Raw genomic sequence first — 25,734 nt, forward strand, 5'->3', positions numbered from 1 at the left:
ATCTCATCTCTAATGATGCAGTTAATTCTTCTTACATCCTCAACACTTTCAACTCTTCCGTAAATTCTTCCCATAGCCCCTCCTTAATTTTGAATTAATATTTAATTAAACTTATTATATAACAAAATTTAATTAAAAGTCAATCAAGTATAATAAAGGCATTGACTTAATAAAGTAAAACAATTGTAAATTTCAATGTAGTAAAAGCGTTAAAATAGACACAAATGCTAAAAAATCTTTACTTGGATATTATTCCTTTTTCGAAAGTGAAAATAAATCAACCTTGATGGAGCCATAGTAGAAGATATAAACGGAATTTCCCAAAAAATGATAAAAGAAGTGGAAGTTAATAAATTTTAACTTCTTTTAGCTTCCACAAAAAGATAAATAAGGCTAACGGCAGGAACCACGCTAACTCCAAATAAAAAGCTTAGAAAATCAAAAGCTCCGCTATTTTTAAGCCATAAAAAACCCGCTATTAAAGCCACATATCCCAAAATTCTTATTAGATTAAATCCTCCTTTAAAAAAGAAAAGCAAGGCTTCATACCATTTTAATTTTTTCTTTTTATATTCGTTAAGTTCTTTTTCTTTTATTTCATCATCCTCTTCATACAAATCAAATTTATCATCATATTTTTTAAGTATGTCTTCTCCAACGTTTCCGTTTTCTATGGACTTTCTGACCATATTGGAATACCCTATAAAACTGCCTATAACAATTAAAGAAACGGCAAAAAAAGCTATCTGGGTATTATAAAGCCAAATTATATTATCTTCAAGCCAACAAAAGACCACTATTCCAATATCAACGGCGATTAACACTCTTATTAAATTTAATATTTCCCTCATTAAGCTCCTTTAAATTAAGGCTTTATAAAATTTAACTCCACCAACCCATATTTCTTCTAAAAGGTTTTCTTTCAAAAGGTCGTTAAATATTCTTTGAGTATGCTCATCAAAAATATTTTTAACATCACTTTCAGTAAAAGGTCTTTTTTTAAGAGTCGTCAATAATTCCTCTTTAGTAAGTTTTTCCATTTTAAAATTTATTTTTTCTCTTGTAGGAATAAAAATTTTCTGATTTTCTATAAAAGAAGCAAGTTCGAAAAGACGTTCTAAACCAACTCCTTCAACTTTATAAGCCGGCGGACGGTCTATGGTAGAAATATCGACCCTGTCCGGTTTTATTTCTTGCAATACTTCATTTATTTTTTTAAACTCATCTTCCTTATCGTTAATTCCTTTTACCACCAAAATTTCTATAATAAGTTCGCCTTCATATATTTTTCTAAACTCTTTCATCCCATTTATAATATTTCCAATATCTATACCTTTTGCAGGCCTGTCTATTTTTTTAAAAACCGAAGGGGTTACGGCATCAAGTGAGAGTTTAACTATATCAAATTTTTTAAGGGTATTTTGTATATCAAAACGGTCTATAGTAGAAGAGTTACTTAAAATAAGAAGTTTTTTATCAAAAATTTTAAGAGCGTCTACCAATTCATTTAAATATGGATATAACGTAGGTTCCCCGTTACTTGTAACGGTTAAAACGTCAAAATCATACTGCTTTAGGGCTTCTTTTACCTCTTTTAATATCTCTTCGACTTCCGGAGGATTGTCATACTCTGTTACAGGTTTTGCAGGTTCGAGTTCACAGTAAATACAATCAAAATTACATCTTTTTTTATCGGGGGAGAGGTCCACTCCAAGACTCATCCCAAAACGTCTTGAAGCTACCGGACCGAATATATATTTCATAATATATCCTTAATTTTCCATTTTTAATTTTACACTTTTACCTTAATTAATGTTCGCCTTTATGCATATAATAAAGGGCAAGCGCCAATGCGAGAATACTTCCCGCTAAATAAAGCATTTCTAAAGGGGTGCCGAAATCCATATGCATAACTTTCTTAAAAAAACTCACTATAAGCACCATAACGACTACTTTTCCAAGCTTGTCTTTAAGCTCGTCAAGACTGTGAATCGCAAGTATTTTATTTCCCACTTCACTGTGTTCTGCATCGTCTATTTCACTGATAAAAAGTTCGTAAATACCAAAAGAAAATATCAGCAACACTACGGCGATAAGATATAAATCAACCGCCCCTATAATTCCGCCTATAATAATTTCATGAAAATTTTCCGGATGATAATGGGCAAAGAAAAACTTAAACGTAACAATAGCCATTTCATAAACATCATAACTCGCTATCAAAAACAGAATAACAGCCCCTACCATTCCAAAAATTACCGCTAAAACGGCAATCATTCTCCCTCGCCATAAACTTCCTTCAAAAACAGCTTCTAAAAATCCTCTTTTTTCCATTATTTACCCTTTCCCTTCAAAAATTCCTCGCCTTCCATTTCTATCCATTTAAGCCCTATTCTCACGGCATTTGTAGCCGCACCTACCCTTAACTGGTCGGCAACGTTAAAGAAATGCAAAACTTTTGGGTCATATAAATCTTTTCTTATTCTACCTACGTAAACATAATCGGTATCCGTAGCGATTACAGGCATAGGATATTCGTTTTTTTCAGGATTGTCTATAACTTTTACATCCTCAAAATTAGCAAGCACTTCCCTTGCTTTTTCAACATCCACATCTTTTTCGCAGTAAATAGTAATAGCTTCGCTGTGACTTCTAAGTACCGGAACTCTTACGCATGTAGGGGCGACTTGAATGTTTGAGTGCATAATCTTATTCGTCTCGTTTACCATTTTAAGCTCTTCCCTTGTCCATCCGCCTTCCATAAACTTATCTATATGCGGAATAACATTTAGGGCTATCTGCCAAGGAAAAACTTCTCTCTCTTCCACTTTTTTATCCAGCTTAAAATTGAATAGCGCCCTCATCTGCTCAAAAAGTTCCTCCATCCCTTTCTTACCAGCACCGCTTACAGCCTGATAAGTGGCCACATCAACTCTTTTTATTCCAAATTCTTTATGAAGGGGAGCTAAAGAAATTACCATCTGAATGGTAGAACAGTTAGGATTTGCAATAATCCCTTTTTTCTTCCAAAAAACAATATCTTCGGGATTTACCTCAGGCACTACCAAAGGTACGTCCGGGTCCATTCTAAAATAGCTCGTATTGTCAATAACAACAGCTCCAGCCTCCACCGCGCAAGGGGCAAATTTCGCACTGACGCTACCTCCGGCACTAAAAAACGCTATATCTATATCCTCCTTATCAAAGACATCACAAGTAAGTTCTTTTACTTTATAAGTCTCTTCCTTAAACTCAACTTCTTTTCCCACACTTCTTGCACTTGCAAGGGGTACCAGCTTTTTTATAGGAAAATCATACTCCTCAAGTACCCTTAAAAACTCCTCTCCGACTGCACCGGTCGCACCGACAATTGCTACGTTATACATACTTCTCTCCTTTAAAAATAGATATCTTTATCGGTAATAATCTCACCTTCGCTTAAAATAGCGGCTCTTTGAATCACATTTATAAGTTCTCTTATATTTCCGGGCCACTCATAATTCAAAAGTTTTTCTTTAGCCTTTTCGTCTAAGACCTTTTTGTTTAAAGAATACTCTTTTATTACATTATTCAAAATATTTTCGGCAATTGGAAGTATATCATTTTTTCTCTCTCTAAGAGGGGGAATTTTAATAGGAATAGTATTAAGACGGTAATATAAATCCTCTCTGAATTTATTATTTTTTATCATTTCTTCTACATTTTGGTTGGTAGCGCTTATTATTCTAACATCAAGTTTTTTAGGCTTTGTACCTCCAAGCCTGTAAAACTCCCTCTCCTGTAAAACCCTAAGGAGTTTAGCCTGAAGATTATAAGGCATCTCCCCTATTTCGTCTAAAAAAAGCGTTCCCCCCTCGGCAAGCTCAAAAAGACCGGGTTTTTCTTTTACGGCATCCGTAAAAGCTCCTTTTTCATACCCGAAAAGTTCGCTTTCTATAAGATTTTCAGGAATGGCGCTCATATTTACGGCTATAAATTTGCCGCTTCTTTTAGAGTTTTCGTGAATAAACTTGGCAAACTCCTCTTTTCCAACCCCGCTTTCCCCAAGAAGCATAACGTTTGCATTTGTTGGAGCCACTTTTTTTGCTATTTCAAGGGCTTTTTTGGTATTCTCATCAACGGCTACAAATTTAGGCTTTATGGAAATTTTTTTGCCGCCTGTTTTTTCTTTTACTTTTACGTTTCTTTCTATCGCCTCAATCAAATCCTCAATTTCAAAAGGCTTTGTCAAAAAATCTTTTACTCCCAGCCTTATACATTCTATGGCTTTACTTAAAGTAGCGTTTCCCGTAATCATGATAACTTCATATTTCCCGTTAAGTTCTTTTACAAACTCTATTCCGTCCATTTTCGGCATAGTAATATCGGTAACGATTACATCCACACTTTTATCAAGTTTTTTTAAAGCGTCAACGGCATTTCTAAACTCTACTACCTCAAAACCTTCGCTTTTAAGAGCAAGAGAGAGGGACTTTCTCATATTTATGTCATCTTCAACTATTGCCACTTTCAATGTTCTTCCTTTAAATAAAAATATGCCCGGTTGTCTTTTATAATGATATCAAATCTTTGAGGGGTAAACGTAATTTTACTTCTTCCAAAATAGAAGTTATTGTCAAGTTTTTCGTTTGAATAAAAAAACACATTTTCTTTTAAAAGATTTTTAATTATTAAAGAAGAGTTTTTATAACAAAATTTAATAATATCTTCACTGTTACAGGGAAGTGAAAAAAGAAAAACGCCATTTTCTTCGGATGAAGTCAACGCAAGGGAGCAGTTAAAATTGTTATAAACAAGTTTATTGTTATGGGAAACAAAAGAAAAAGAGATAAAAACCTCTTTTGCGTTAATTTGTGTAAGTAGGATAAGAATAAGGATTGTTTTCTCTAAGATATTCATTCCATTTGCTAACGTTAAGTTTTAAATTCATAACAACCGTATAAACTCCGTCTTTAAATTCCTCTTCCACAATAGTGGCTCCTCTTACCACTCCTTCAACATAAGCCCTGATAGTTGAATTTTTTAATACCATGTTTTTAACGGTATCGCGTCCGTTAATTCTAATTCCGTAAATCTTTTCTATTAACGCCCTGTAAGCGTCCAATATAGCCGCTCTTCTTGCCATCATTTTAGCCTGAGCCGTCGAACAGGCCCCATCGCATGGAACAACTCCTTTTCCTATTCCCTCAATTAAAAACACACAGTTTTTCTTTACGCCGTTTTCTATATAACATACTTGATTTCCGTATTTTACTGTTTTAATTACAGGTTTTGGAGGCACAGGAGAAGGTTTTGCTACGGGAGCAGGAGCAGGTTGACATTTACCATCCGCACAGTCGGCAAGTTCAAGTTTTTTGCAACAACCGGTAAAAATCAGCGCTCCCCCGACCAGTAAAGCAAGTTTATATTTCATTAATTCTCCTTTTTAATTTTCATTTAGCAAATTTTATTCCAATTCCAGAGTTTCTTCTTTGGTGGAAGGAGTTTTGGCAACGCTTACCACTTTATCGTCACTGTCAAGTTTTACTATTCTAACTCCCTGGGTGTTTTTTCCTGTTTTGCTTATCGAACCGATAGAAACTCTTATCATTTTTCCTTTACTTGTTAAAAGCATAAGGTCATGATTATCTTCAGTCGCAACAACTCCTACCAAATCTCCGGTTTTATTGGTAAGTTTCATCGCTATTACACCTTTTCCTCCCCTGTTTGTCAGCCTGTAAGCACTAGCTTCCGTTCTTTTTCCAAAACCTTTTTCGCTAACGGTTAAAATTTCCTGATTTTCATCCTCAAGAGATAAAGCCCCAACAACCTCATCGCCTTCTATTTTAAATGTAATCCCTTTAACTCCTCTAGCGCTTCTTCCCATTTCTCTGACGCTGTCAACAGGAAATCTTATAGCCATACCTTTTTTTGTAGCTATAAAAAGATATTTATCTTCGGGTTTTACTATTTTAGCGGTGACAAGCTCATCGCTTTCGTCTATCGTAATAGCCCTAACGCCCGTGCTTCTTATATTCTTAAATTCACTTAAATTCGTTCTTTTTACTATTCCCTCTTTCGTAAAGAAAGCTAAAGATTTACTTGGGTCAAAATCGCTTGTTTTAATAATAGTCTGTATTTTTTCATCTTTATCGAGATTTATAAGATTGACTATCGCTTTTCCTTTACTGGTCCTGCTGCCTTCAGGAATTTTATAAACCTTCAGCCAGTGAAGCTGTCCTTTATTGGTAATAATCATAAGCGTATCATGAGCTTTTGCAATATAAAAATCCTCTATAAAATCGTCTTCGTAAGTAGTCAGAGCTTTTTTGCCTTTTCCTCCCCTGTTTTGTCTTTCATACGTTTTTAAAGGAACTCTTTTTACGTATCCCCTGTGGGTAATGGTAACCACCATCTCTTCATTTGGAATTAAATCCTCAATGTCAATATCGTCTTCGGCGTCTGTAATCTCGGTTAGTCTTTTACTTGAGTATTTTTGCTGAATTTCCTTAAATTCTTCTTTAATCACGTTATTTAAAACACTTTCTTCTTTTAAAATAGAGTTTAAATAAGCTATTTTTTCCATAAGTTCGCCATACTCTTTTTCAAGTTTTTCAATTTCAAGGGAAGTGAGGCGGCTTAGTTTCATATCAAGAATTGCCTGAGCCTGAACCTCGCTTAAATCAAATTTTTTCATAAGCTTTTCACGGGCATCTTTTGTAGTGTCGCTTTTTTTGATAAGTTCCACCACCTCGTCAATATTCGCAAGAGCGATTAAAAGCCCCTCTAAAATATGGGCTCTTTTTTTGGCGGCTTCAAGTTCGTATATCGTTCTTCTGATAACAACCGTTTTTCTAAACTTAATAAATGTATTTAAAATTTCCATTAAATTAAACAGTTTCGGTTCTTTATCGATAATAGCCAGCATATTAATACCGAAACTTACCTGCATTTGAGTATGTTTATATAAATTATTAAGAATAATCTCGCTCATAGCGTCTTTTTTAAGCTCGATTACGACTCTTATGCCTTCCCTGTCGCTCTCATCCCTGACCTCACTTATACCATCAAGAATTTTTTCTTTTACAAGGTCGCTTATTTTTTCTATAAGTTTAGCTTTGTTTACCTGATACGGAAGCTCGTCTATTACAATAACATCCCTGTTTCCTTTATGTTCTATATGGTGTTTTGCTCTTATTTTGATACTTCCCCTGCCGGTTTTGTAAGCGTTCAAAATTCCGCTTTTTCCGTAAATAATACCGCCGGTTGGAAAATCGGGACCTTTAACAAACTGCAAAATATCTTCAAGTTTTGCATCTTTATTGTCTATCATATAAATAAGAGCGTCAAGAAGTTCGCTTAAGTTATGCGGCGGAATATTTGTCGCCATTCCCACAGCAATACCGCTGCTTCCGTTTACCAAAAGATTAGGAAAACGTGCCGGAAGTACGACGGGTTCCGTTTCGCTTCCGTCATAATTAGGGACAAAATCAACGGTATCTTTATCGATATCCCTTAAAAGCTCTTCGGCTATTTTTGTAAGTCTGGCCTCCGTATATCTCATAGCGGCCGCATTATCGCCGTCTATACTCCCGAAGTTACCCTGTCCGTCTATTAAAGGCTCTCTCATAGAAAAATCCTGAGCCATTCTGACAAGAGCCTCATAAACGGCACTGTCTCCGTGAGGATGGTATTTACCTATAACATCCCCAACTATTCTTGCAGATTTTTTATAAGGAGAGCTTGAAGTAATACCCATTTTATACATAGCGTATAATATTCTTCTGTGAACGGGTTTTAAACCGTCTCTTACATCAGGAAGCGCTCTTCCTACAATTACGCTCATAGAATATTCAAGATAGCTTTTTGCAAGCGTATCTTCAATCTTAACCGGAATTACCTGCATCCAAATCCTTTTTTATTCAAATTTTACCATAATAACGGCGATAGTAAAAGCTTAACTTAACCTCTTGCCAAAACCACGCTAAAAAGAACGTTTACGTTATGTTTTTTAAGAGTCTGTTTCGCTTCTTTAAGAGTAAGTGAAGTTGTGGTAACGTCGTCTATTAATATAACATCGATATCCCCTGCCCCCTTATAAACGAAATTTCTCGGATTTGAAAGTCTCTCTTTTAAGCTTTTAGAAGCGTATTTAAAAGAGTTTGAAGCCCTAAGGGACGAAAAAAGAGGTTTTAAATATTTTGTCTGCATAGACTTTGCCAAAATAGCGGTATGCGAATACCCTTTTTCAGGATTGTCGTCAACCGGTATTAAAAAAGCTTTCTCAAAATAATTCCTTGCAAAAATTTTTAAAGAATTCTTAGCCATTATCCAAAATATACGGCTTCCGAATTTTTCATATTTGTAATGTAAAAGTTCTTTTATGTCATCAAACCTGTAAAAACTGACTATTTCATCTTTATACTCGATACTGGGTTTCAAAAAATCCCGCTGACATTTTTCACATACCGGGCTAAAAGAAAAAATCCCGCACAAAACACACTTAAAAATCATTATCTTCTTTAGGTTTGTATTTAAACAAAAGATAAAGGGCTATAGCGCTTCCCATACTAAAAAGCCCGACTCCCGCAAAAAAAAGAGTATCGTTTCCCAAAGCGCTTCCACCCATAATCATACCTACTCCAAAAAACATAAGTAAAGCCGCAATTACGCCGGCAAGCTCGGGCTTTGTTAGTTTCCTGTTTTTATAATCTTCCATTTTCAACCTTTAAAATGTTTTTTAAAGTTATAATACAAAATATCTTTTTTATTATCACACTGGGTAATTGTTATCTCTTCTCCGGAATTATAAAAAATAGTATCCTGGTCAAACATACTGCCTATTCTAAGAGCCTCCTGTTTTGAAATATCATAAATTATAAAAGAGAGTTCGCTGTAATCGAAAAGCTCCCCTATACTTGTCATATACTCATATTTAAGAGTTTTAATAACACCTTCGAGTTCCGTGTTTCTGATAAAATTTAAAAAATCGTTAAGTATCAAATCTTTTGGATTATGAGCCGTTATAATAGCAAAAGGACGCTGCATAATGGCCTTTTTATTGGGTATGAACTGAAAGCTTATCCACTCCCTTCCCCATGGATTGTTGATTAAAAATTTAGTGTATTTAAGATAGTTTTCTCTTTTTTTCTTAAAATCAACAACAACTTCGTCATCCACCATTAAAGCATCTTCCGCTTCATCGTAAATACATTTACCTTTAAATTCTCCTATTCCTATAACCTCAAATTTCATTATGCTCCTTTTTTGATATAATTTTATAAAAAAGGTTTTTTTATGAAAAAACTACTTTTAATTATCGCTTTGATATTCACAGGCTGCAACGTAAAAACGTCTATTTTAAAAAAAGACCCTTTGTATGAAAAAGCCTTGAAACACACCAAAAGATGTCAAATAATAAACTCTTTTGAAACAAAAGCCCTGTTGGATGTAACCTATCTTAACCCTATTTATAAAAATTTTCAAAAACCCACTTTTTTAATAGGCGTTTACAACGATTTTGACAATACGCTTAACAATACGGAATTTACCCTTTTAATTAACGGAAAAAAACCTGATATAAATTCAACAATCCCTTCTTACATTTTATACAAAAATTTTCCTTTTTACAATAGCTGGATGAATTATTATATCGTCTCAACCGATAATGCCGCACCTGTCGTTATAGAATACAAAAGCAGACACTGGGGAGAATGTAATCTTACTTTTTAAGCAGTCTATGCAAAGTTAAATTTTTATCCCCGAATATATGCGAATATATTACATAATTTGCAATTACTTTTTTTGCATACTCCCGACTTTCATCGTAAGGCACCAGCTCCATACTTAAAAAAGGCTCAAACTCTCCTTTATACTTAAAATAAGGAAGCACTTTCCTGTTTACAAAACCTATTCCCCCGTTATATGCGTAAGCCACCATTAGCGGGTCTTTTAGTTTTGAAAAAAGCCATTTTTGATGTTTTACGGAAAGTTTTACGTTTTGATTATAATCAAACTGAGAAAAAACGTCCCCTTTCATCTGACGCACCAAAAAAGGCATAACCTGCATAACTCCAAGAGCATAACTTCGGCTGACACTCGCCGGCACAAATCTGCTCTCCTGTCTTGCTATAGCGTAAACAAACGCCTTAAAAGAAAGATTTTTATCTTCATACATTTTAGGGGTTATAAAATAATTTATTCTAAACTTATGAGCCTTATCCAGCACTAAAGCTTTCAGGGCTTCGGATTTTTCGCTGTCAAGCTCTTTTGCAAAATTAAATAAATCCTTTCTTTTTCCAAACTCATCCCAAAACTTAAGCACATCCCATGGATTTTCCTGATTGTATTTAGGTTTTTTGACTTTATTAAAAACTATTTTGCTTCTTATTTCAAAAGGAATATTTTTTTCTTCATGGGCATATAAAGTATAAAAATTGATTCGCCTGTTATTAAGAAGCTTATCCAGATAAACATCTTTTTTACTTAACATCCACAGCCAAAAATACTCTTTTGAGCCTTTTTTCCTAACGGATTTCAAAATTTTTAACGCTTTTTTATACTCTTTAAATTTCATTTCATTTAAAAACAACCACCACTTCACTTTGTCATTAAATTTTTTATAATCTATTCTGCTAAGGCTCAGTCTGATTTGGGTAAGATTATTTATAACCGCCGATTTTACAAACTTGTCAAAATATTTATCCTCAAAAATAGAAAAATCTTTTATTTCCTGGTCTATAATTTTTTTTGGATAATTTAAAATAAAATAATATCCAAGCTCCCTGTATGAAAAAATTTTTGAAAAATCGCTATTTAAAAATGCGTAAACCGCATCTTTTTCCTTACCTTCGGGAAGTTTTTCATAAAGATAAGAGAGCTGTTTTTTATCAAGTTTCGCAATACTTCTAAGCCACAGACCGTTGTTTAAAATACAGGATATATCTATACGCTCAACATCTTTTACGGAAGGGTTTACGCATTTATAAATAGGTTTAAAAAAATCAAATTTTGAAAGGATTTTAAGATGAGTCATTTTCTTTTTGTAAAGAGCGTAATAAGCTTTATAAGCCAAAACCGAATCATTTGTTTCTCTCATAAACTCAGTTAAGTAAAAATCCCTTACATAACTTTTCGGTTTGGTTAATATTACGCTTAAATTAACTTCGGCCCACAAAAAAAAGGGCAGAAAAAACAAAAATCTCATCAATAAAGGGAAGCTATAATATTACTTATTAAAATTTGTATAAACTGAAGAGCTAAAATAAGAATAATAGGGGCAATATCAAATCCTCCAAACGTCGTGGGTATATATCTTCTTATAAAAGCATAAATAGGCTCGGTTACGGAATATAAAAACCTGACAATCGGATTATAAGGGTCTGGATTTACCCATGTAATTAAAGCCGCTATAATAACCACCCAAATGTAAATTCCAACTACAATGTTTATAAACTGAAGAAGACTTATTAAAATCGTATTCATTTATTACCTTTTTGTTATTATTTCTTTTAAATAAGGTTTCATAGCCTTATACAAATCTTTTATTTCGGCTCCGTGTTTTTGATTTATCAAAAGTTCTCTTAAAGACATAAAAAGTTTTTTTCCTTTAAGAGAGGTATTTTTCATAAGCCTTTTTTTAAAGTCGTCATACTCTTCTTCCAAAGGATGTTCTAAAATTTCTTTTTTTAAAATTTCCCTTTCTTGTTCATACTCTTTATCGTCGGATTTTTCAAAAACTTTATTAAATTTTTCTTTAATCTCTTTTAAAGTCGAACTCTCATCCCTGAAAATTTTTAAAAGTTCTTCATATCTTGAATGATATCCCAGATATTCTGATATGTTTTCTATTTTTTTCATATGTTCTTTATTTAAAAACTTAAGTTTTTCAATATCAAACTTTGCGGGTGCACGAGATATCTTTTTTAAATCAAAAAACTTAACCGCCTCTTCAAGGGTAAAAACTTCTTTTTCAAAACTGTTTCCAAGTAATATAAGATAATTGGCGATAGCTTGGGGTAAAAACCCTTCTTCTAATAACCATCTAACCGAGGCATGATTTTCTCTTTTTGATAGTTTTTTGCCTTCTTCATTTAAAATAATCGGAAGGTGGGCGTATTTTATCTCTTTGTCATATCCAAGAGATTTTCTTATATGAATCTGCTTTGGAGTGTTGCTTAAATGGTCTTCTCCTCTTATAACCAGCGATATATCATAAATCATATCGTCAATAGCACATGCAAAATTATAAGTAGGCGTATAATCCGCCCTTAATATTACGAAACTGTCAACTTCAAAAGGAGAAAATTCAAACTCTCCTTTAATTTCGTCATTAAATTTTATATTTTCAGAAGGTTTTTTAATTCTTACCACAAACGGTTTTTTCTCTTTTATAAGTTTTTGGGCTTCTTCTTTCGTAATGTTTTCACATTTGCCGCTGTATCTGTAAGGTCTTTTTTCTTTTTTAGCCTTTTCTCTTTGGAAGTTTAACTCTTCTTCATCGCAAAAACAGACAAAAGCCTTCTCTTTTTCAAGAAGCTGCTTTGCCATTTGCTGATGAATATGAAAATTTGAAGACTGATATACAACTTTGTCGTATTTTATTCCAAAAAGGTTTAAAATATCAAGAATCTCTCTGTCTTTTCCTTCTATATTTCTTTCTTTATCCGTATCTTCTATGCGGATTAAAAGCTTTTCCCCTTTTTGTCTGGCAACCAGATAATTAAAAATAGCCACCCTTAGATTTCCTATATGCATATCCCCTGTCGGGCTTGGTGCAAATCTTAACATATATCTCCTTCTTAATTAAAACTGAAATTTTTTACCTGCCTCAAGCAAAATATCAAGTGCCTGAGGGTCATTTTCTATCTTTTTAATCACTTCTTCAAATTCGTTAAACAAAGCCCTTGCATATTTTTCAACTTCTTTTAATTTCTCATAATACCACTCTTGATTATCTTTTGTAACACCTTCTTCTTTTACTCTTAAAAGAACTTCTCTACCGATTTCATGAACTTTTTGGTGATAACTTTTAAGTTTGTCGTAAATTCGGTATTTTATCAAAATTTCTTTTATTTCAGGAATTTCCATCCATTTTCCAAGAGGACAGTTTTCAGCCGTAACCGCAAACATATTTTCATCTACGCGTTCTCTGGTTACGGAAGAATACACATTCGATTTATAAACAATATGCGCAATTTTAAATGTAATAAAAATAAGTTTTAGCGTATTAACATCAGAAATTATAGTTACCTCAGTTAAATCTTTTTGAAGTTTATTTAAAAGATTTTCAAATATTTCAAGAGTGGAATATGATTTGTTGCTTATTTCCACCACTTGTGAAGTAGTTTCGCTCACATTCATAAACTGCTGTTGAAGGGTTTGAATGGTAATTGCTATTTCGTTTGTGGCTTTTTGGGTTTTTTCGGCAAGTTCTCTTACGTTATCGGCAACAACGGCAAATCCCCTTCCGTGCTCTCCCGCTCTTGCCGCCTCAATAGCCGCATTGAGCGCTAAAAGATTAGTCTGGTCGGCAATATCTTTAATAAGCTCCACAATATCGGAAATAGAGCGGATATGTTCGGACATATTTTCTATTTCGCTTGAAGTTTCCACAACTTTTTGGGAAAGCTCTTCAAAATCGTGTTTTGACTCTTCCATAATATGGTAAGTTTCGTTTGCCTGTTTTGAAGATTCTTTGACTCTTATGGCTATCTCTTTAAAAGCTTCGTCTATTTTAAAAATGGACTCTCCGACTCTTTTGAGATTTTCAGGAATACCTCCGTCTATTTCAATAAATTTTTTACCGAGATTTGCCACAAGCTCCACTTTTTTTGATATTTTAATAGATTCAATGGCTTTTTGAAACTGCTCTGCGACGTTTCTAAACTCCCCATGAAGACCGCTTGGAAGAATATACCTGTAATTCTGCCCGTTGCTAACGGCTATAACCGTATTTTCAACCTCTCTTAACAAATCTTCTATCTGGTCAAAAGTTTCGTTAAGATTCCATCCTATTTGTTCTTCTTTTGTTTTATCATCGTCTAAAATAATTCTGTGATAAATTTCGCCTTCATATACTTTTTGCACAACGTCGTTTATTTTATCGAGAACATCGCTTTTCTCTTCTTTTTTCTTAATCCAAGGCAGCAAAGCTGCAACCACCAATATAAAAGCAATACCATAATCAATTGCAGAATTCCCTGTTATTCCAAGATACACAGCCCCCGTTAAACTTAAAACGCTGATTAATATATTTGAGATAGAATTTAAATTTAGCTCCATCTTCATTTTTTATCCTTTTTGCAAATCAAATACAAGTTTTTGATATTTTTCAATTATATCTTCGTCTGTAGCGCCTAGCATTTCTTTTAAAAGTTCGTAGCTTGCACTCATACCTCCCTGCTTTTCCGCCTCTACCAATTTCTTATAAACCTCGCTCATAAATTCAATACCTTTTCTGCTTGGTTTTTTTCTAAAAGAGGTATAACTGACGATATTACCGTTTAAATCCAAATCGGGGGTAATATAAGCAAAAACCCAGTAAAACCCTCCGTCTTTTCTTAAATTTTTAACAAACCCGAAAAATTCCTGTTTATTCTGAATTAAATCCCAGAGAATTTTAAAAGCGATTTTAGGCATATCCGGATGACGGATTATATTATGATTGGCTCCCATCAGCTCAAACCTGCTCCAACCGGACATCTCCACAAATATTCTGTTGCAGTAGATAATATAACCCTTCGTGTCCGTTTTAGATACGATAAAATCGTTATCGCTCATAACTTTTTCTACGTTTTTAATCTCTTTTGGGGCGTCAAGTTTTGAGAGACGTTTACCGGATTTTAACTTTTCTTGAATTCTTTTTTCATCCACCATAACTTTTCCTTTCTAAAATGGTTTAAGCAGACTTAAAAACAGCATTATCATAAAAGAAATGTAACTAATCCAATACATTATTTCATACAGTTTTGATGAAATAATTTTGTGTTTTAAATAAATAAAAGCCAAAACCAGATTTTCTATAATCATCAACACGGCAAAACTGAGTTTTACATGAATCCAACCGCCGCTTTTAGCAATTCCTGGGGCTAAGAACATAAGTTTGGTTCCCACAAATAAAACAACGGCCATAAAAAACAAAGACAATATAAAGAAAATAAATTTATCTTGGGTGTCATTTTGTAACGATTTTATAAACTGCAGTAAAAATATCGACCAACTTACGACTGTGATTATATGCAACACATAATAAAACAAATTATTCTCCTTTTATAAACAGTTGTTCATACACATAATTATATAAAAAATTTAAATTGGATTATATCCAATATTTCTTATATCTTTAACAAATATTTTAATAAAAAGTATAAAATGTGTAACATTTTTGTGAGATTGAATAAAAATGAGAGAAAAAAGAGAGAAAGAAATTATTTAGGTTCTCTTGCCACTTCCTGGCCGTTTACTTTTACAATAACATTGTTTTCGTCAACGTCAAATTCAACTTTATCGCCTTCTTTTACTTTACCTTCAAGAATAAGTTCTGCTAGTTTATCCTCAACTACATCCGCAAGAGCTCTTTTTAAAGGTCTCGCACCAAAAATCGGATCAAATCCAACTTCCGCGATAAAGTCTTTTGCTCTATCGGTTAAAATAAGTTCAATATCTCTTTCTGCAAGTCTAGCTTTAATTTTTCTAAGCAGAATATCGACAATTTGTTTAACCTGTTCTTTTCCAAGTGGATTAAATACAACCACTTCGTCAAGTCTGTTTAAAAATTCAGGTTTCATTCTTCTTTTAAGCTCCGCCCAAACCGCTTCTTTTCTGGCTTCTGGATCTTTTATTTCCATAATAATATCGCTTGCGATATTGCTTGTTAAGATAATAATGGTGTTTTTAAAATCAACCGTTACACCTTTATTATCGGTAAGTCTTCCATCATCAAGCACCTGCAACAGAATGTTAAATACATCCGGATGCGCTTTTTCTATTTCGTCAAACAAAATTACACTGTACGGTTTCCTTCTAACAGCCTCTGTTAACTGTCCGCCCTCTTCATATCCTACGTATCCAGGAGCCGCACCGATAAGTTTTGATACGGAAATTTTATCCATATATTCACTCATATCAAACCTGATAAGCGCTTTTTCATCGTCAAACAAAAATCTTGCCAATGTCTTCGCAGTTTCGGTTTTACCAACCCCTGTCGGTCCTAAGAACATAAAACTACCAATTGGTCTGTTTGGGTCTCCAAGTCCGGCTTTGTTTCTTTTAATCGCACGGGCGACCGCTTTAATAGCCTCATCCTGTCCCACAACCCATTTTTTAAGCTCGTCTTCAATATGCAATATTTTTTCAAGTTCGCTTTTTAGCATTTTGCTAACAGGAATTCCCGTCCATTTGCTAACAACATTTGCAACCGCTTCTTCATCAACGGCGCTTTTTAGAAGCGTTCCTTCTTTTTGCATTTCTTCCCATTTGGCTTCAAGTTCTTTTAATTTGTTTTGAAGCTCAACTATCTTTCCGTATTCAATTTCAGCCGCTTTTTGGTAATTACCTTCTCTTTTTGCTATTTCGGCTTCGTTTTTGAGTTTTTCTATCTGCTCTTTTAAATTAGCAATTTCTTTAAGGATTCTTTTTTCTTCTTCATATTTAGCCTCAAGTTTTCTTTTTTCTTCTTCAAGGTTTGCAAGTTCTTTTTCTATCTCTTCAAGTCTTTTTTTGGCTTTATCCGTTTTTGCGCCTTCCATTTCGATTGCCTGTTTTTCAACCATAAGCTGTTCTATTTCTCTTTTGATTTTAGCAAGCTCAAAAGGTTCGCTTTCAATTTGCATTCTAATCTCAGCAGCAGCTTCGTCAATTGCGTCTATTGCTTTATCAGGCAAAAATCTGTCTGTAATGTATCTGTCAGTCAGTTTTGCAGCCGCAACCAACGCTTCGTCAAGAATTTTTACCTGATGGTGCGCTTCAAGTCTGTCTTTTAGACCTCTTAAAATTCTGATAGCTTCGTTTACGCTTGGTTCATTAACCATAACAGGCTGGAACCTTCTTTGAAGCGCCGCGTCTTTTTCGAAATATTTTCTGTATTCTTTTAGCGTTGTCGCACCGATGGTTCTAAGCTCCCCTCTTGCAAGTGCCGGTTTTAGAATATTTGCCGCATCCATGCTACCTTCGCTGGCACCGGCACCGACAATGGTATGGATTTCGTCAATAAACAAAATAACATCTGGGTTCGCTTTTACTTCATCCACAACCGCTTTAAGTCTGTCTTCAAATTCACCTCTGTATTTAGCTCCTGCAATAAGAGCCGTCATATCAAGGGCTATAATTCTTTTGTTTTGAAGACTAGTCGGTACCTCTTTTTTTACTATTCTCTGAGCCAATCCTTCCACAAGAGCTGTTTTACCAACCCCCGGTTCTCCAAGTAAAATAGGATTGTTTTTTGTTTTTCTAATAAGAATTTGAGTCATTCTGTTAATTTCTTCATCTCTTCCGATTACCGGGTCAAGTTCCCCGTCTCTTGCTTTTTGAGTAAGGTCTATTCCATATTTGTTAAGAGCGTCAAGATTTTCATCAGCACTTTTACTTTCAATTTTTTTATCTCCCCTTATTGCTTCAAGTGTTTTTTTAAGCTCCATTAAATCGACAAATTTTCCAAGTATGTCTTTAAATCTGTCAAGATTCGCTATAAGCCATGTATCCACTGCAACATATTTATCCCCGAGTTTTGTAGCATACGCTTCGGCTTGTTCTAAACTTTGAATAAGCTCTCTTCCTATTCTTATGGATTCTTTTGAAATATTGTCCACTTTAGGAAGTCTGTCAACCGCGCTTTTTACTTCAAGTTCAATTGCAACTTTATCAACGCCCATTTTATTAAGGGCCTGATTAAGCACGGTGTTGGTGTTTGTCAAAAGCCCCCATAATACATGTAAAGGATGTACTTCCGGGTTTTTATTATGTAAAGCCAGACTAAGTCCGCTTTCAATTGCTTCCATCATCTGATTGGTTAATTTTTCGAATAATTTTTCCATATTCTCCTCCTTAAAAGTTTTAGTTAGCGTAATTATAACAGCTTTAGTCGACCTATGTCAAGGTTTTTAAATTGCTTTTTTTATGATTTTTTTACTTTTAAGGTACTGACTAAATACGCTCAATAAAAGAGCATATTTAGTCAGTGCCGTTTTTAAAGTTACTTGATTTTTCACATAAATTAAAATAGAATTTCAAAAACTCCAAGGAGACGCATTGAAAAAACTTCTGTTTGCATTACTTCTCATAACATCCGTTTTTGCCGAATCCCAACAGACAAGACTTCAGGCATACGAAAAATTCATAAAAGTGGTCAATATGATAGAAGCATATTACGTTGACGATATAAACACAACAACCATTATTAACAAAGCATTAAAAGGACTTCTTCCCGAACTTGACGCACATTCGAGTTATCTTGATAAAAAAGCCTACAAAGAGCTTAAAGTACAAACCAGCGGAGAATTCGGAGGGCTTGGTATAGTAGTAGGTATGAGAAACGGTGTTTTAACCATCATCTCCCCTATAGACGATACACCGGCTTACAAAGCTGGACTTAAAGCCGGAGACATTATTCTTAAAATAAACGATAAAGCGACTATAGATATGACACTTGACGAAGCCGTAAATCTTATGAGAGGAAAACCCGGTACCAAAATTACCCTCACAATTGTAAGAAAAGGTCAAAAACCTTTTAAAGTGACTATTACAAGGGCAATTATAAAAGTAAAATCGGTAAAAGCCAAAGATTTGGAAAATTATCCTCAAATAAAATATATAAGAATAAGCAGTTTTGACAAAAACGTGGTTTCATCCCTTAAAAAAACGCTTAAAAAGCTTAAAAAAGAAGGCAAAAAAGGAATTATAATAGATTTAAGAAACAATCCAGGAGGTCTATTAAACCAGGCGGTTGGAACACTTGATTTATTTATAGACAAAGGCGTTTTAGTATCCCAAAAAGGAAGGGTAAAAAGAGAAAACGAAATATATTACGCTCACAGCGCTGGGACGTATAAAAACATTCCTATAGTCGTGCTTGTAAACGGAGGAAGCGCAAGTGCGAGTGAAATCGTAAGCGGAGCGCTTCAGGACCACAAACGTGCGGTAATAGTAGGGGAACAGACTTTCGGTAAAGGAAGCGTACAGGCTATTTTACCGGTAAATAAAAACGAAGCGATAAGATTAACAGTTGCCAGATATTATCTTCCAAGCGGAAGAACCATTCAGGCAAAAGGAGTAACACCTGATATTATCGTGCATCCGGCTGAGATAAAAGAAATAAATGAAACCGAACAGATTAAAGAAGCCAATTTAAAAGCCCATTTAAAAGCCGAACTTGAAAAAATAGACGGTAAAAAACAGGTTAAAAAAGAAGAAAAAAACATCAAAAAAATAGACGGGGATTTACAGCTGTTAACAGGAGCAAACATCCTAAAAGCGCTTATAATAGCAAATCAAAATTCAAGATAAAGGAGCATTATGGAACTGTTATACGAAGGAAAAGCCAAGAGAATTTACAAAACGGATAAGGAAAACGAAGTAATATGCGAATTTAGAGATTCTCTAACGGCTTTTAACGGGGAAAAAGCCTCGCAAGAAAGTGGAAAAGGAGCGCTTAACTGCGCTATTACAACACTTATTTTCGAAGCTTTAGAAAAAGAAGGTATTCCCACCCATCTTATAAAACAGATAGACGAGACTAAACAGCTCGTTAAAAAAGTCGATATTATTCCTATAGAAGTGGTTGTTAGAAACATTGTAGCGGGAAGTCTGGCAAAAAGACTCGGATTAAAAGAAGGTACTAAGCTTCCGTTTGCAATAGTTGAATTTTATTACAAAAACGACGAATTAAACGACCCTCTTATAAACGACGACCATGCTATGATTTTAAATCTTGTGGAAGACAGAAAAGAACTTGACACTCTTAGAGAATATGGAAGAAAAGTTAATGAATTTTTAATAGATTTTTTTGACAAAGTGGGATTAATTTTAGTAGACTTTAAAATAGAATTCGGAAAAGACGAAGAAGGAAACATTATCTTAGCGGATGAAATAACACCGGATTCGTGCAGATTGTGGGATAAACAAACAGGTAAAAAACTCGATAAAGACCTGTTTAGATTCAATCTTGGAGATATTAAAGAAGCATACAGCGAAGTATTAAACAGATTAAAGGAAGCAAAATGAAAGTAGCGGTAAACGTTCATCTTAAAAAAGGCGTTTTAGACCCTCAGGGAAAAGCCGTTTTACATGCTCTTGAAACACTCGGCTTTAAAGACGTTAAAGACGTAAGGGTAGGAAAACAGATTATTATAGATATAGACACCGAAGATAAAGAAAAAGCAGTTAAAGAAGCTGAAGAGATGGCAAAAGAGCTTCTTGCAAACCCGGTAATAGAAAATTACGAAATAGAGGTTAAGGAATGAAAGTAGGAGTAGTAGTATTCCCCGGAACAAACTGCGACAGAGACACAAAATGGGCTTTTGAAAAACTTGGAGCGAAGGTTGATTTTATATGGCATAACGAAGAAAACCTGAAAAACTACGATTTAATCGTACTTCCCGGGGGATTTAGTTACGGAGATTACTTAAGAAGCGGTGCTATTGCCAGATTTTCTCCGATTATGAACGTTGTCAGCGAATACGCTAAAAAGGGCGGTTATGTTCTTGGAATATGCAACGGTTTTCAAATTCTTCTTGAATCACATCTGTTACCCGGAGGAATGACAAGAAACGAAAATTTGCATTTTATTTCAAAGTTTCACCATCTAAAAGTAATCGACAACAATAATAAATTTTTACAAAACCTAAATGTGGGAGATATTATAAACATTCCTATAGCTCATGCGGAAGGTAATTACAAGGTCGATGAGGAAACATTAAAAAGAATGTATGATAACGGACAGGTTATCCTTAAATACTGCGATGAAAAAGGAAATGAATTAAATCCTAACGGAAGTATTGATTCTATTGCGGGAATATGCAACGAAAACAAAAACGTTTTTGGGCTTATGCCGCACCCTGAAAGGGCTATGGAGAGTATTTTAGGAGGAGAGGACGGGATTAAAATGCTTGAGGGATTTTTTAAATGAAAAGGCTGCTTTTAATAACCTTTTTTCTCTCTTCTCTTTTTGCTTATAAGGTGGATATAACCACATGGGGAAATAAAGACACTTTTTACGGTTTTTTAAAGAAAAATTCTCTGCCTTTGAAAATATATTATAACCTTCCGACAAAAATAAAAAAAATGGTAAGAAGAATTCCTGTCGGCTCAACTCTTTTTATCATGAAAAAAAACAATAAAATAAAACAGGCTTTAATACCTTTAAACTCAAAACAACAGCTCCAAATAATAAACGAAAACGGAAAATACGTCTCAACAATAGTTCCTATTATCTATGAAACCCGGAAAAAATACGCTGAAGTGGAAATAAACAATTACCTAAGTTACGATTTATATAAAGCGACCCATCTAAGAAGCCTGACTTCAAAACTGATAAATATTTTCGAAGACAGAGTAAATTTTAGGGCAATCCCTAAAAACACCAAAATAAAAATTCTTTATGAAGAAAAACTCAGGTTTGGAAAAGTAAAAGATGTAAAAATCATTTTTGCCGAAATAAAAAACAGATATTTTGATTATACGGCTTTTTATAATCCTGAAGACGGAAGATATTACGACAGGGAAGCAAAAAGCCTTAAAGGTATGTTTTTAAAAGCTCCTCTTAAATATACAAGAATTTCTTCAAAATTTGGACCGAGATTCCATCCTATTTTACATGAATGGAGAATACATGACGGAATAGATTACGTAAACAAAATCGGCACCCCTGTCCATGCCGTTGCGGACGGTAAAATTATTTATAAAGGCTGGATTAAAGGATACGGCAGAAGTATTAAAATAAAACACAAAAACGGTTATATCACACTATACGCACATCTGCACGGATGGCCAAGAGGTCTTTATGTAGGTAAATGGGTAAAACAGGGACAAACTATAGGATATCTTGGAAACACGGGGCTCTCAACCGGACCTCATCTTCACTTCGGTGTTATGAGATACGGCAAGTGGATAAATCCGGCAAAACTTAAAAATTCCGTAAAAATAGCCTTAAAAGGAAAACAAAAAGAAAAATTTTTAGCATATGTAAAATCTATCATTAAAGAAAACAATATAGCTCTCAAATGAAAAAGCTTATCTTTTTCATTCCCCTTTTATTATTTTCTTTTATCAAATATCAAAATCTAAAACCCTTTTACTATCAAAACCAAATAATCCATTTAAAAGCCAAAATCATCTTCTCAAAAGAGACAAACCTAAGCGTTCTTCCTACATACAAAGTTGAAACATCTCTAAAAAAAATAAACCCTTTTCTTTACAAATTAGACATCATTTTTAAAGCCGACAACAGTCCAGAAAACAAAATATTTCTAATTACCGACAAAATAGAAACAATAAACCTAAACTCTCTCATAAAAACCGTCCCAATCAAAAAACCTCCCCTGTTTTCAAACGTTTTTGCCAAAAACCTAAGCATAATAAATCCAATATCTTCTGTGTATAAAAAAGACAGGATTTTAATCTCATTTACAATCAAATGCGACGAATGCAATATCGAAGATTTTTCTCTTCCTATAACGGAACAAAATCTGACATTAAAAACAAAAAATGAAGCAAGTTATTATGCCATAATACCTAAAAACAAAAAATTTTTTACTTTTTACTATTTCAATTTATTACAAAATAAATTTGATAAAATAACAATCCCTATCAAGCTAAAACAAGAAACTATCAGCACCCAGACAAATATAAATCCGGAAAACCAGACATTTTTTACTCCCGTAAATACCCTGCTGCTAGGAATTATTGCCTTTTTTCTTATAATTTTTATTATTTATCAACAAGTATGGATACTGATTTTTCCTCTAATCATAGGAGGATATCTTCTGTTTCAGATAATTCCAAAAGGCAGTGTAATATTAAAACCAAATACAGCTATACATATTCTTCCAACCTCAAAATCAACCGTAATATATGAGACAAAAACACCTATAAATGCTACAATTTTAAAAAAAACTGACGGATATATAAAAGTGAAAATAAACAATAAAATAGGATGGGTAAAAAATGAAAATACTAAATAGCATAATCAGTTCAGTTAAATTTTTATACGGATTTGGTTTTTTAGCTATAGTTTCACTGCTTATTGCGATAAATCCCAAATGGGAGCTTAAACTTAGAAAAAAAGCTTCAAAAATCTTAACGAGTTTAATTGCTAAGGAAATTATTATAGAAGGTGAAATTGACCCTACAGCCAATATACTCATGGGGAATCATACAAATAACCTTGATATACCACTTATGGAAACGGTCTACGGAAATGAAAAAATAATATGGGTTGCCAAAGATGAAATAGCAAAAATGCCCATTTTTAAATATCTTGTTACAAAAAGCGATATGATTCTTGCAAATAGAAACGATAAAAGAGCTATCATAAAAATGATAAAAGATATAAAAGAAAAAACGCAAAAAGGATATAAAGTATTTTTATTCCCCGAAGGGACGAGAAACAAAGGCGATTATACAAAACTTTTAAAATTTAAAAACGGACCAAAGGGGATTGTGGAAAAACTAAACCTTAAAGTTCAGCCGTTTGTAATAATAAATTTACCAAAAGCTTTTAAAAAAAACCCTTTTAGAATAGAAAAACAAAAAATAAAAGTTGTTTTTTTAGACAGCTTTTATCCATATGAGGGATGGTATGAGGATATGAGAAACAATATGCAGCAAATTTTGGATAAGGAGTACAAAAAATGAAAATAGATACTTATCTTGCTATTGGAATTGGAGGATTTATAGGAGCGATTTTAAGAGCTTATACAACGGGTCTGGTAAACGGATTGGTAAAACACGACATCCCTTTTGGAACCCTTGCGGTCAACTGGATAGGCAGTCTTATTTTAGGTATTTTAATAGGTCTTATACAGTTTCACATTATAGAAAACCCATATCTTAAATCGCTACTAACAACCGGGATGATGGGAGCCTTAACAACATTTTCAACTTTTGCGATTGAAAGTTTTTTTCTTATAAAAAACGGGCTTATCATACAAAGTCTTACATATATTCTGTTAAACGTAATAGGCAGCATTATTTTAGCAGCCGGAGGCTTTAAAGCCGTTCAGGCGATTTATGGATAATTTCGCCCTGTTTTTATCCTTTTTATGGTTTTTATTTTTTTTATTTACCGCTTTTTATTTTTACCGCTTTTTAAAATACAGAAAAGAACTAAAAAAATTAAAAAACAGACCTCTTGAAAAAAAATACAGACAATACATTCAAGACATACCCCTTTATAAAAACCTGCCCGAAAAATATAAAAAAACTATGGATTATAAAATACAGAGATTCTTTATTGAAAAAGATTTTATTGCACCCTACATAAAATTAACCGATGAAATAAAAACCCTTACCGCTTTTTACGGATGCATTTTAACGGCTGCATACGAAGAGTTTTGCTATCCTAATTTAAAATATGTATATATTTACCCAAAAGCAATCAAAAAAAACATAAAAAGAGAATATATCGTAGAAGAAGACGTAATAATAAGCGGAGAGGCTCTTCAAGACAGCGTTATTATCTCATGGCATGACGCCAAATATCAGATAAAACACAATAAAAAAAGAAACGTAATAATACATGAATTCGCACATATGCTGGATTTTGCCGACGGGGCGGCGGACGGAGTTCCCCCTGTGACAAAAGAAATGTTTAAAGAATGGAAAAAAACGGTTTTAAGAGAATATAAACTGCTTTTAGAAAAAAAACAACACCACTCAAAAATTGAAATAGACGAATACGCCCTTACAAATGAAGCGGAGTTTTTTGCGGTTATGACAGAATATTTTTTCTGTAATCCAAAATTTTTACACTACCATTTTCCGGATATTTACGAAGAGCTGAAAAAATTTTACCGTCTTGACACTTTAATAATTTTGGAGGAATAAATGTATGCAAATATAAAACACCTTCATCTTTTAAAATTCAATAACTGCGAAAACTGCACGGAATGCTGCAAAAATAAATTCTTAGCTCCGCTAATACTTGAAGATTTTGAAAAAGTTTATGAATATTTTCCTATAGTAATAGCAAAACTCGATACATTTAAGCCCGTAATGCTTTTAAGCACAGAAAAAGAATGTCCTTATCTTCAAGACGAAAAATGTTCTATATACGAACAAAGACCCCCGGCGTGTAAAATTTATCCTTTTTCTCCATGGTATGATTCAATATTGCTTGATTTAAGCTGCCCTGGAGTCGGCGTTTACGGGTCTTTTCTTCCACTGACCAAAAAAGAATTTTATTCCTCTTCTTTCTTTGATAAAAGAATTATCAATATAAAACAAAAACTTATCAATACGGCAAGATGGCTTGAAAATAAAAAAATAATCCCGATAGGCTCGGTAAAGAATATAGAAATATTTCAAATATCAGACCCAAAAGACAAATATGACTTAATTCATAAAAAATCCCTTAAATTTTTAAAAAATTATGAAAATTTAATAAAAAAACCCTTGAATTAAAATCAAATTTTGTCTATAATTTCACCCACACAACAAAGAGTTGTGAGAGAAGACCCGTTAGCTCAGTCGGTAGAGCATCTGCCTTTTAAGCAGAGGGCCGCTGGTTCGAATCCAGCACGGGTCACCATCTGTCCCCATCGT

29 protein-coding genes and 1 tRNA gene are annotated in these 25,734 nt (G+C 33.7%); 12 read left to right on the top strand and 18 right to left on the bottom strand.

Annotation, left to right across the window (positions count from 1 at the left end; translation table 11 throughout):
- Positions 1-356 precede the first annotated feature (356 nt).
- The 11 genes from ACXJH6_RS03395 to ACXJH6_RS03445 form a co-directional block, all read right to left on the bottom strand.
- The gene (locus ACXJH6_RS03395) at positions 357-851 is read right to left on the bottom strand and encodes a hypothetical protein (RefSeq protein WP_456470366.1); all 495 of its coding nucleotides are present in this window, start codon (positions 849-851) and stop codon (positions 357-359) included.
- Positions 852-860: 9 nt separating this feature from the next.
- Positions 861-1,763, bottom strand: coding sequence for a radical SAM protein (locus tag ACXJH6_RS03400; RefSeq protein ID WP_456470367.1), 903 nt, complete (start codon positions 1,761-1,763; stop codon positions 861-863).
- Between the two features lie 46 nt (positions 1,764-1,809).
- Complete coding sequence (locus ACXJH6_RS03405) at positions 1,810-2,334, bottom strand: YqhA family protein (protein WP_456470368.1); 525 nt, start codon at positions 2,332-2,334, stop codon at positions 1,810-1,812.
- On the bottom strand, positions 2,334-3,386 hold the full coding sequence (locus ACXJH6_RS03410) for an aspartate-semialdehyde dehydrogenase (protein ID WP_456470369.1): 1,053 nt from the start codon (positions 3,384-3,386) through the stop codon (positions 2,334-2,336). The genes ACXJH6_RS03405 and ACXJH6_RS03410 overlap by 1 nt, the downstream gene beginning before the upstream one ends.
- 11 nt (positions 3,387-3,397) lie before the next feature.
- On the bottom strand, positions 3,398-4,513 hold the full coding sequence (locus ACXJH6_RS03415; protein WP_456470370.1) for a sigma-54-dependent transcriptional regulator: 1,116 nt from the start codon (positions 4,511-4,513) through the stop codon (positions 3,398-3,400).
- On the bottom strand, positions 4,510-4,899 hold the full coding sequence (locus tag ACXJH6_RS03420; RefSeq protein WP_456470371.1) for a hypothetical protein: 390 nt from the start codon (positions 4,897-4,899) through the stop codon (positions 4,510-4,512). The genes ACXJH6_RS03415 and ACXJH6_RS03420 overlap by 4 nt, the downstream gene beginning before the upstream one ends.
- The gene (locus ACXJH6_RS03425) at positions 4,847-5,413 is read right to left on the bottom strand and encodes an LPP20 family lipoprotein (RefSeq protein WP_456470372.1); all 567 of its coding nucleotides are present in this window, start codon (positions 5,411-5,413) and stop codon (positions 4,847-4,849) included. Before ACXJH6_RS03425 ends, ACXJH6_RS03420 begins: the two co-directional genes overlap by 53 nt.
- 33 nt (positions 5,414-5,446) lie before the next feature.
- The gene (gene gyrA / locus ACXJH6_RS03430; protein ID WP_456470373.1) at positions 5,447-7,885 is read right to left on the bottom strand and encodes a DNA gyrase subunit A; all 2,439 of its coding nucleotides are present in this window, start codon (positions 7,883-7,885) and stop codon (positions 5,447-5,449) included.
- Between the two features lie 56 nt (positions 7,886-7,941).
- Positions 7,942-8,421, bottom strand: coding sequence for a ComF family protein (locus tag ACXJH6_RS03435; RefSeq protein WP_456470374.1), 480 nt, complete (start codon positions 8,419-8,421; stop codon positions 7,942-7,944).
- 61 nt (positions 8,422-8,482) lie between these two features.
- Positions 8,483-8,698: a hypothetical protein gene (locus ACXJH6_RS03440; RefSeq protein WP_456470375.1), complete on the bottom strand. Its 216-nt coding sequence runs from the start codon at positions 8,696-8,698 to the stop codon at positions 8,483-8,485.
- Positions 8,699-8,700: 2 nt separating this feature from the next.
- Positions 8,701-9,234 carry a DUF3293 domain-containing protein gene (locus tag ACXJH6_RS03445; RefSeq protein WP_456470376.1) on the bottom strand — a complete coding sequence of 178 codons (534 nt, stop codon included), beginning with the start codon at positions 9,232-9,234 and terminating at the stop codon, positions 8,701-8,703.
- A 42-nt stretch (positions 9,235-9,276) separates the two neighbouring features.
- Here ACXJH6_RS03445 and ACXJH6_RS03450 point away from each other — a divergent pair, with 42 nt between their 5' ends.
- A complete protein-coding gene (locus tag ACXJH6_RS03450; RefSeq protein WP_456470377.1) occupies positions 9,277-9,711 on the top strand; it encodes a hypothetical protein in 435 nt (144 codons plus the stop codon).
- On the opposite strand, the gene ACXJH6_RS03455 is transcribed toward ACXJH6_RS03450, so the two are convergent.
- The 7 genes from ACXJH6_RS03455 to ACXJH6_RS03485 all read right to left on the bottom strand — a co-directional run bounded on the left by ACXJH6_RS03455 (position 9,701) and on the right by ACXJH6_RS03485 (position 18,011).
- Positions 9,701-11,185 carry a transglycosylase SLT domain-containing protein gene (locus ACXJH6_RS03455; RefSeq protein WP_456470378.1) on the bottom strand — a complete coding sequence of 495 codons (1,485 nt, stop codon included), beginning with the start codon at positions 11,183-11,185 and terminating at the stop codon, positions 9,701-9,703. The genes ACXJH6_RS03450 and ACXJH6_RS03455 overlap by 11 nt on opposite strands.
- Positions 11,185-11,463 carry a YggT family protein gene (locus ACXJH6_RS03460; protein WP_456470379.1) on the bottom strand — a complete coding sequence of 93 codons (279 nt, stop codon included), beginning with the start codon at positions 11,461-11,463 and terminating at the stop codon, positions 11,185-11,187. The genes ACXJH6_RS03455 and ACXJH6_RS03460 overlap by 1 nt, the downstream gene beginning before the upstream one ends.
- A gap of 3 nt (positions 11,464-11,466) precedes the next feature.
- Positions 11,467-12,768, bottom strand: a complete 1,302-nt coding sequence (gene gltX / locus ACXJH6_RS03465; RefSeq protein ID WP_456470380.1) for a glutamate--tRNA ligase — start codon at positions 12,766-12,768, stop codon at positions 11,467-11,469.
- 15 nt (positions 12,769-12,783) lie between these two features.
- The gene (locus tag ACXJH6_RS03470) at positions 12,784-14,268 is read right to left on the bottom strand and encodes a methyl-accepting chemotaxis protein (protein ID WP_456470381.1); all 1,485 of its coding nucleotides are present in this window, start codon (positions 14,266-14,268) and stop codon (positions 12,784-12,786) included.
- Between the two features lie 3 nt (positions 14,269-14,271).
- On the bottom strand, positions 14,272-14,856 hold the full coding sequence (locus tag ACXJH6_RS03475) for a PAS domain-containing protein (RefSeq protein WP_456470382.1): 585 nt from the start codon (positions 14,854-14,856) through the stop codon (positions 14,272-14,274).
- Positions 14,857-14,868: 12 nt separating this feature from the next.
- Positions 14,869-15,237, bottom strand: coding sequence for a hypothetical protein (locus ACXJH6_RS03480; protein ID WP_456470383.1), 369 nt, complete (start codon positions 15,235-15,237; stop codon positions 14,869-14,871).
- Positions 15,238-15,407: 170 nt separating this feature from the next.
- On the bottom strand, positions 15,408-18,011 hold the full coding sequence (locus ACXJH6_RS03485) for an ATP-dependent Clp protease ATP-binding subunit (protein WP_456470384.1): 2,604 nt from the start codon (positions 18,009-18,011) through the stop codon (positions 15,408-15,410).
- Between the two features lie 214 nt (positions 18,012-18,225).
- On the opposite strand from ACXJH6_RS03485, the gene ACXJH6_RS03490 reads away from it, so the two are divergent.
- From ACXJH6_RS03490 to ACXJH6_RS03540, 11 genes are all read left to right on the top strand, one after another.
- Positions 18,226-19,479 (top strand): S41 family peptidase, encoded by a 1,254-nt coding sequence (locus ACXJH6_RS03490; RefSeq protein ID WP_456470385.1) that lies wholly within the window; start codon positions 18,226-18,228, stop codon positions 19,477-19,479.
- A gap of 9 nt (positions 19,480-19,488) precedes the next feature.
- A complete protein-coding gene (gene purC / locus ACXJH6_RS03495) occupies positions 19,489-20,196 on the top strand; it encodes a phosphoribosylaminoimidazolesuccinocarboxamide synthase (RefSeq protein ID WP_456470386.1) in 708 nt (235 codons plus the stop codon).
- Positions 20,193-20,435, top strand: coding sequence for a phosphoribosylformylglycinamidine synthase subunit PurS (gene purS / locus ACXJH6_RS03500; protein WP_456470387.1), 243 nt, complete (start codon positions 20,193-20,195; stop codon positions 20,433-20,435). The genes purC and purS overlap by 4 nt, the downstream gene beginning before the upstream one ends.
- Positions 20,432-21,100, top strand: coding sequence for a phosphoribosylformylglycinamidine synthase subunit PurQ (gene purQ / locus ACXJH6_RS03505; RefSeq protein ID WP_456470388.1), 669 nt, complete (start codon positions 20,432-20,434; stop codon positions 21,098-21,100). The genes purS and purQ overlap by 4 nt, the downstream gene beginning before the upstream one ends.
- The gene (locus tag ACXJH6_RS03510) at positions 21,097-22,197 is read left to right on the top strand and encodes a peptidoglycan DD-metalloendopeptidase family protein (RefSeq protein WP_456470389.1); all 1,101 of its coding nucleotides are present in this window, start codon (positions 21,097-21,099) and stop codon (positions 22,195-22,197) included. The genes purQ and ACXJH6_RS03510 overlap by 4 nt, the downstream gene beginning before the upstream one ends.
- Positions 22,194-23,153, top strand: coding sequence for a hypothetical protein (locus tag ACXJH6_RS03515; protein WP_456470390.1), 960 nt, complete (start codon positions 22,194-22,196; stop codon positions 23,151-23,153). The genes ACXJH6_RS03510 and ACXJH6_RS03515 overlap by 4 nt, the downstream gene beginning before the upstream one ends.
- Positions 23,137-23,826 carry a lysophospholipid acyltransferase family protein gene (locus ACXJH6_RS03520; RefSeq protein ID WP_456470391.1) on the top strand — a complete coding sequence of 230 codons (690 nt, stop codon included), beginning with the start codon at positions 23,137-23,139 and terminating at the stop codon, positions 23,824-23,826. The genes ACXJH6_RS03515 and ACXJH6_RS03520 overlap by 17 nt, the downstream gene beginning before the upstream one ends.
- Positions 23,823-24,209: a fluoride efflux transporter CrcB gene (gene crcB, locus ACXJH6_RS03525; protein WP_456470392.1), complete on the top strand. Its 387-nt coding sequence runs from the start codon at positions 23,823-23,825 to the stop codon at positions 24,207-24,209. Before ACXJH6_RS03520 ends, crcB begins: the two co-directional genes overlap by 4 nt.
- A complete protein-coding gene (locus ACXJH6_RS03530) occupies positions 24,202-25,017 on the top strand; it encodes a M90 family metallopeptidase (protein ID WP_456470393.1) in 816 nt (271 codons plus the stop codon). Before crcB ends, ACXJH6_RS03530 begins: the two co-directional genes overlap by 8 nt.
- The gene (locus ACXJH6_RS03535; RefSeq protein WP_456470394.1) at positions 25,018-25,593 is read left to right on the top strand and encodes a YkgJ family cysteine cluster protein; all 576 of its coding nucleotides are present in this window, start codon (positions 25,018-25,020) and stop codon (positions 25,591-25,593) included. It abuts the gene before it with no gap.
- 51 nt (positions 25,594-25,644) lie between these two features.
- A tRNA-Lys gene (locus ACXJH6_RS03540) sits at positions 25,645-25,720 on the top strand.
- Positions 25,721-25,734 lie beyond the last annotated feature (14 nt).

The sequence above is a fragment of the Caminibacter sp. genome (assembly GCF_053999135.1).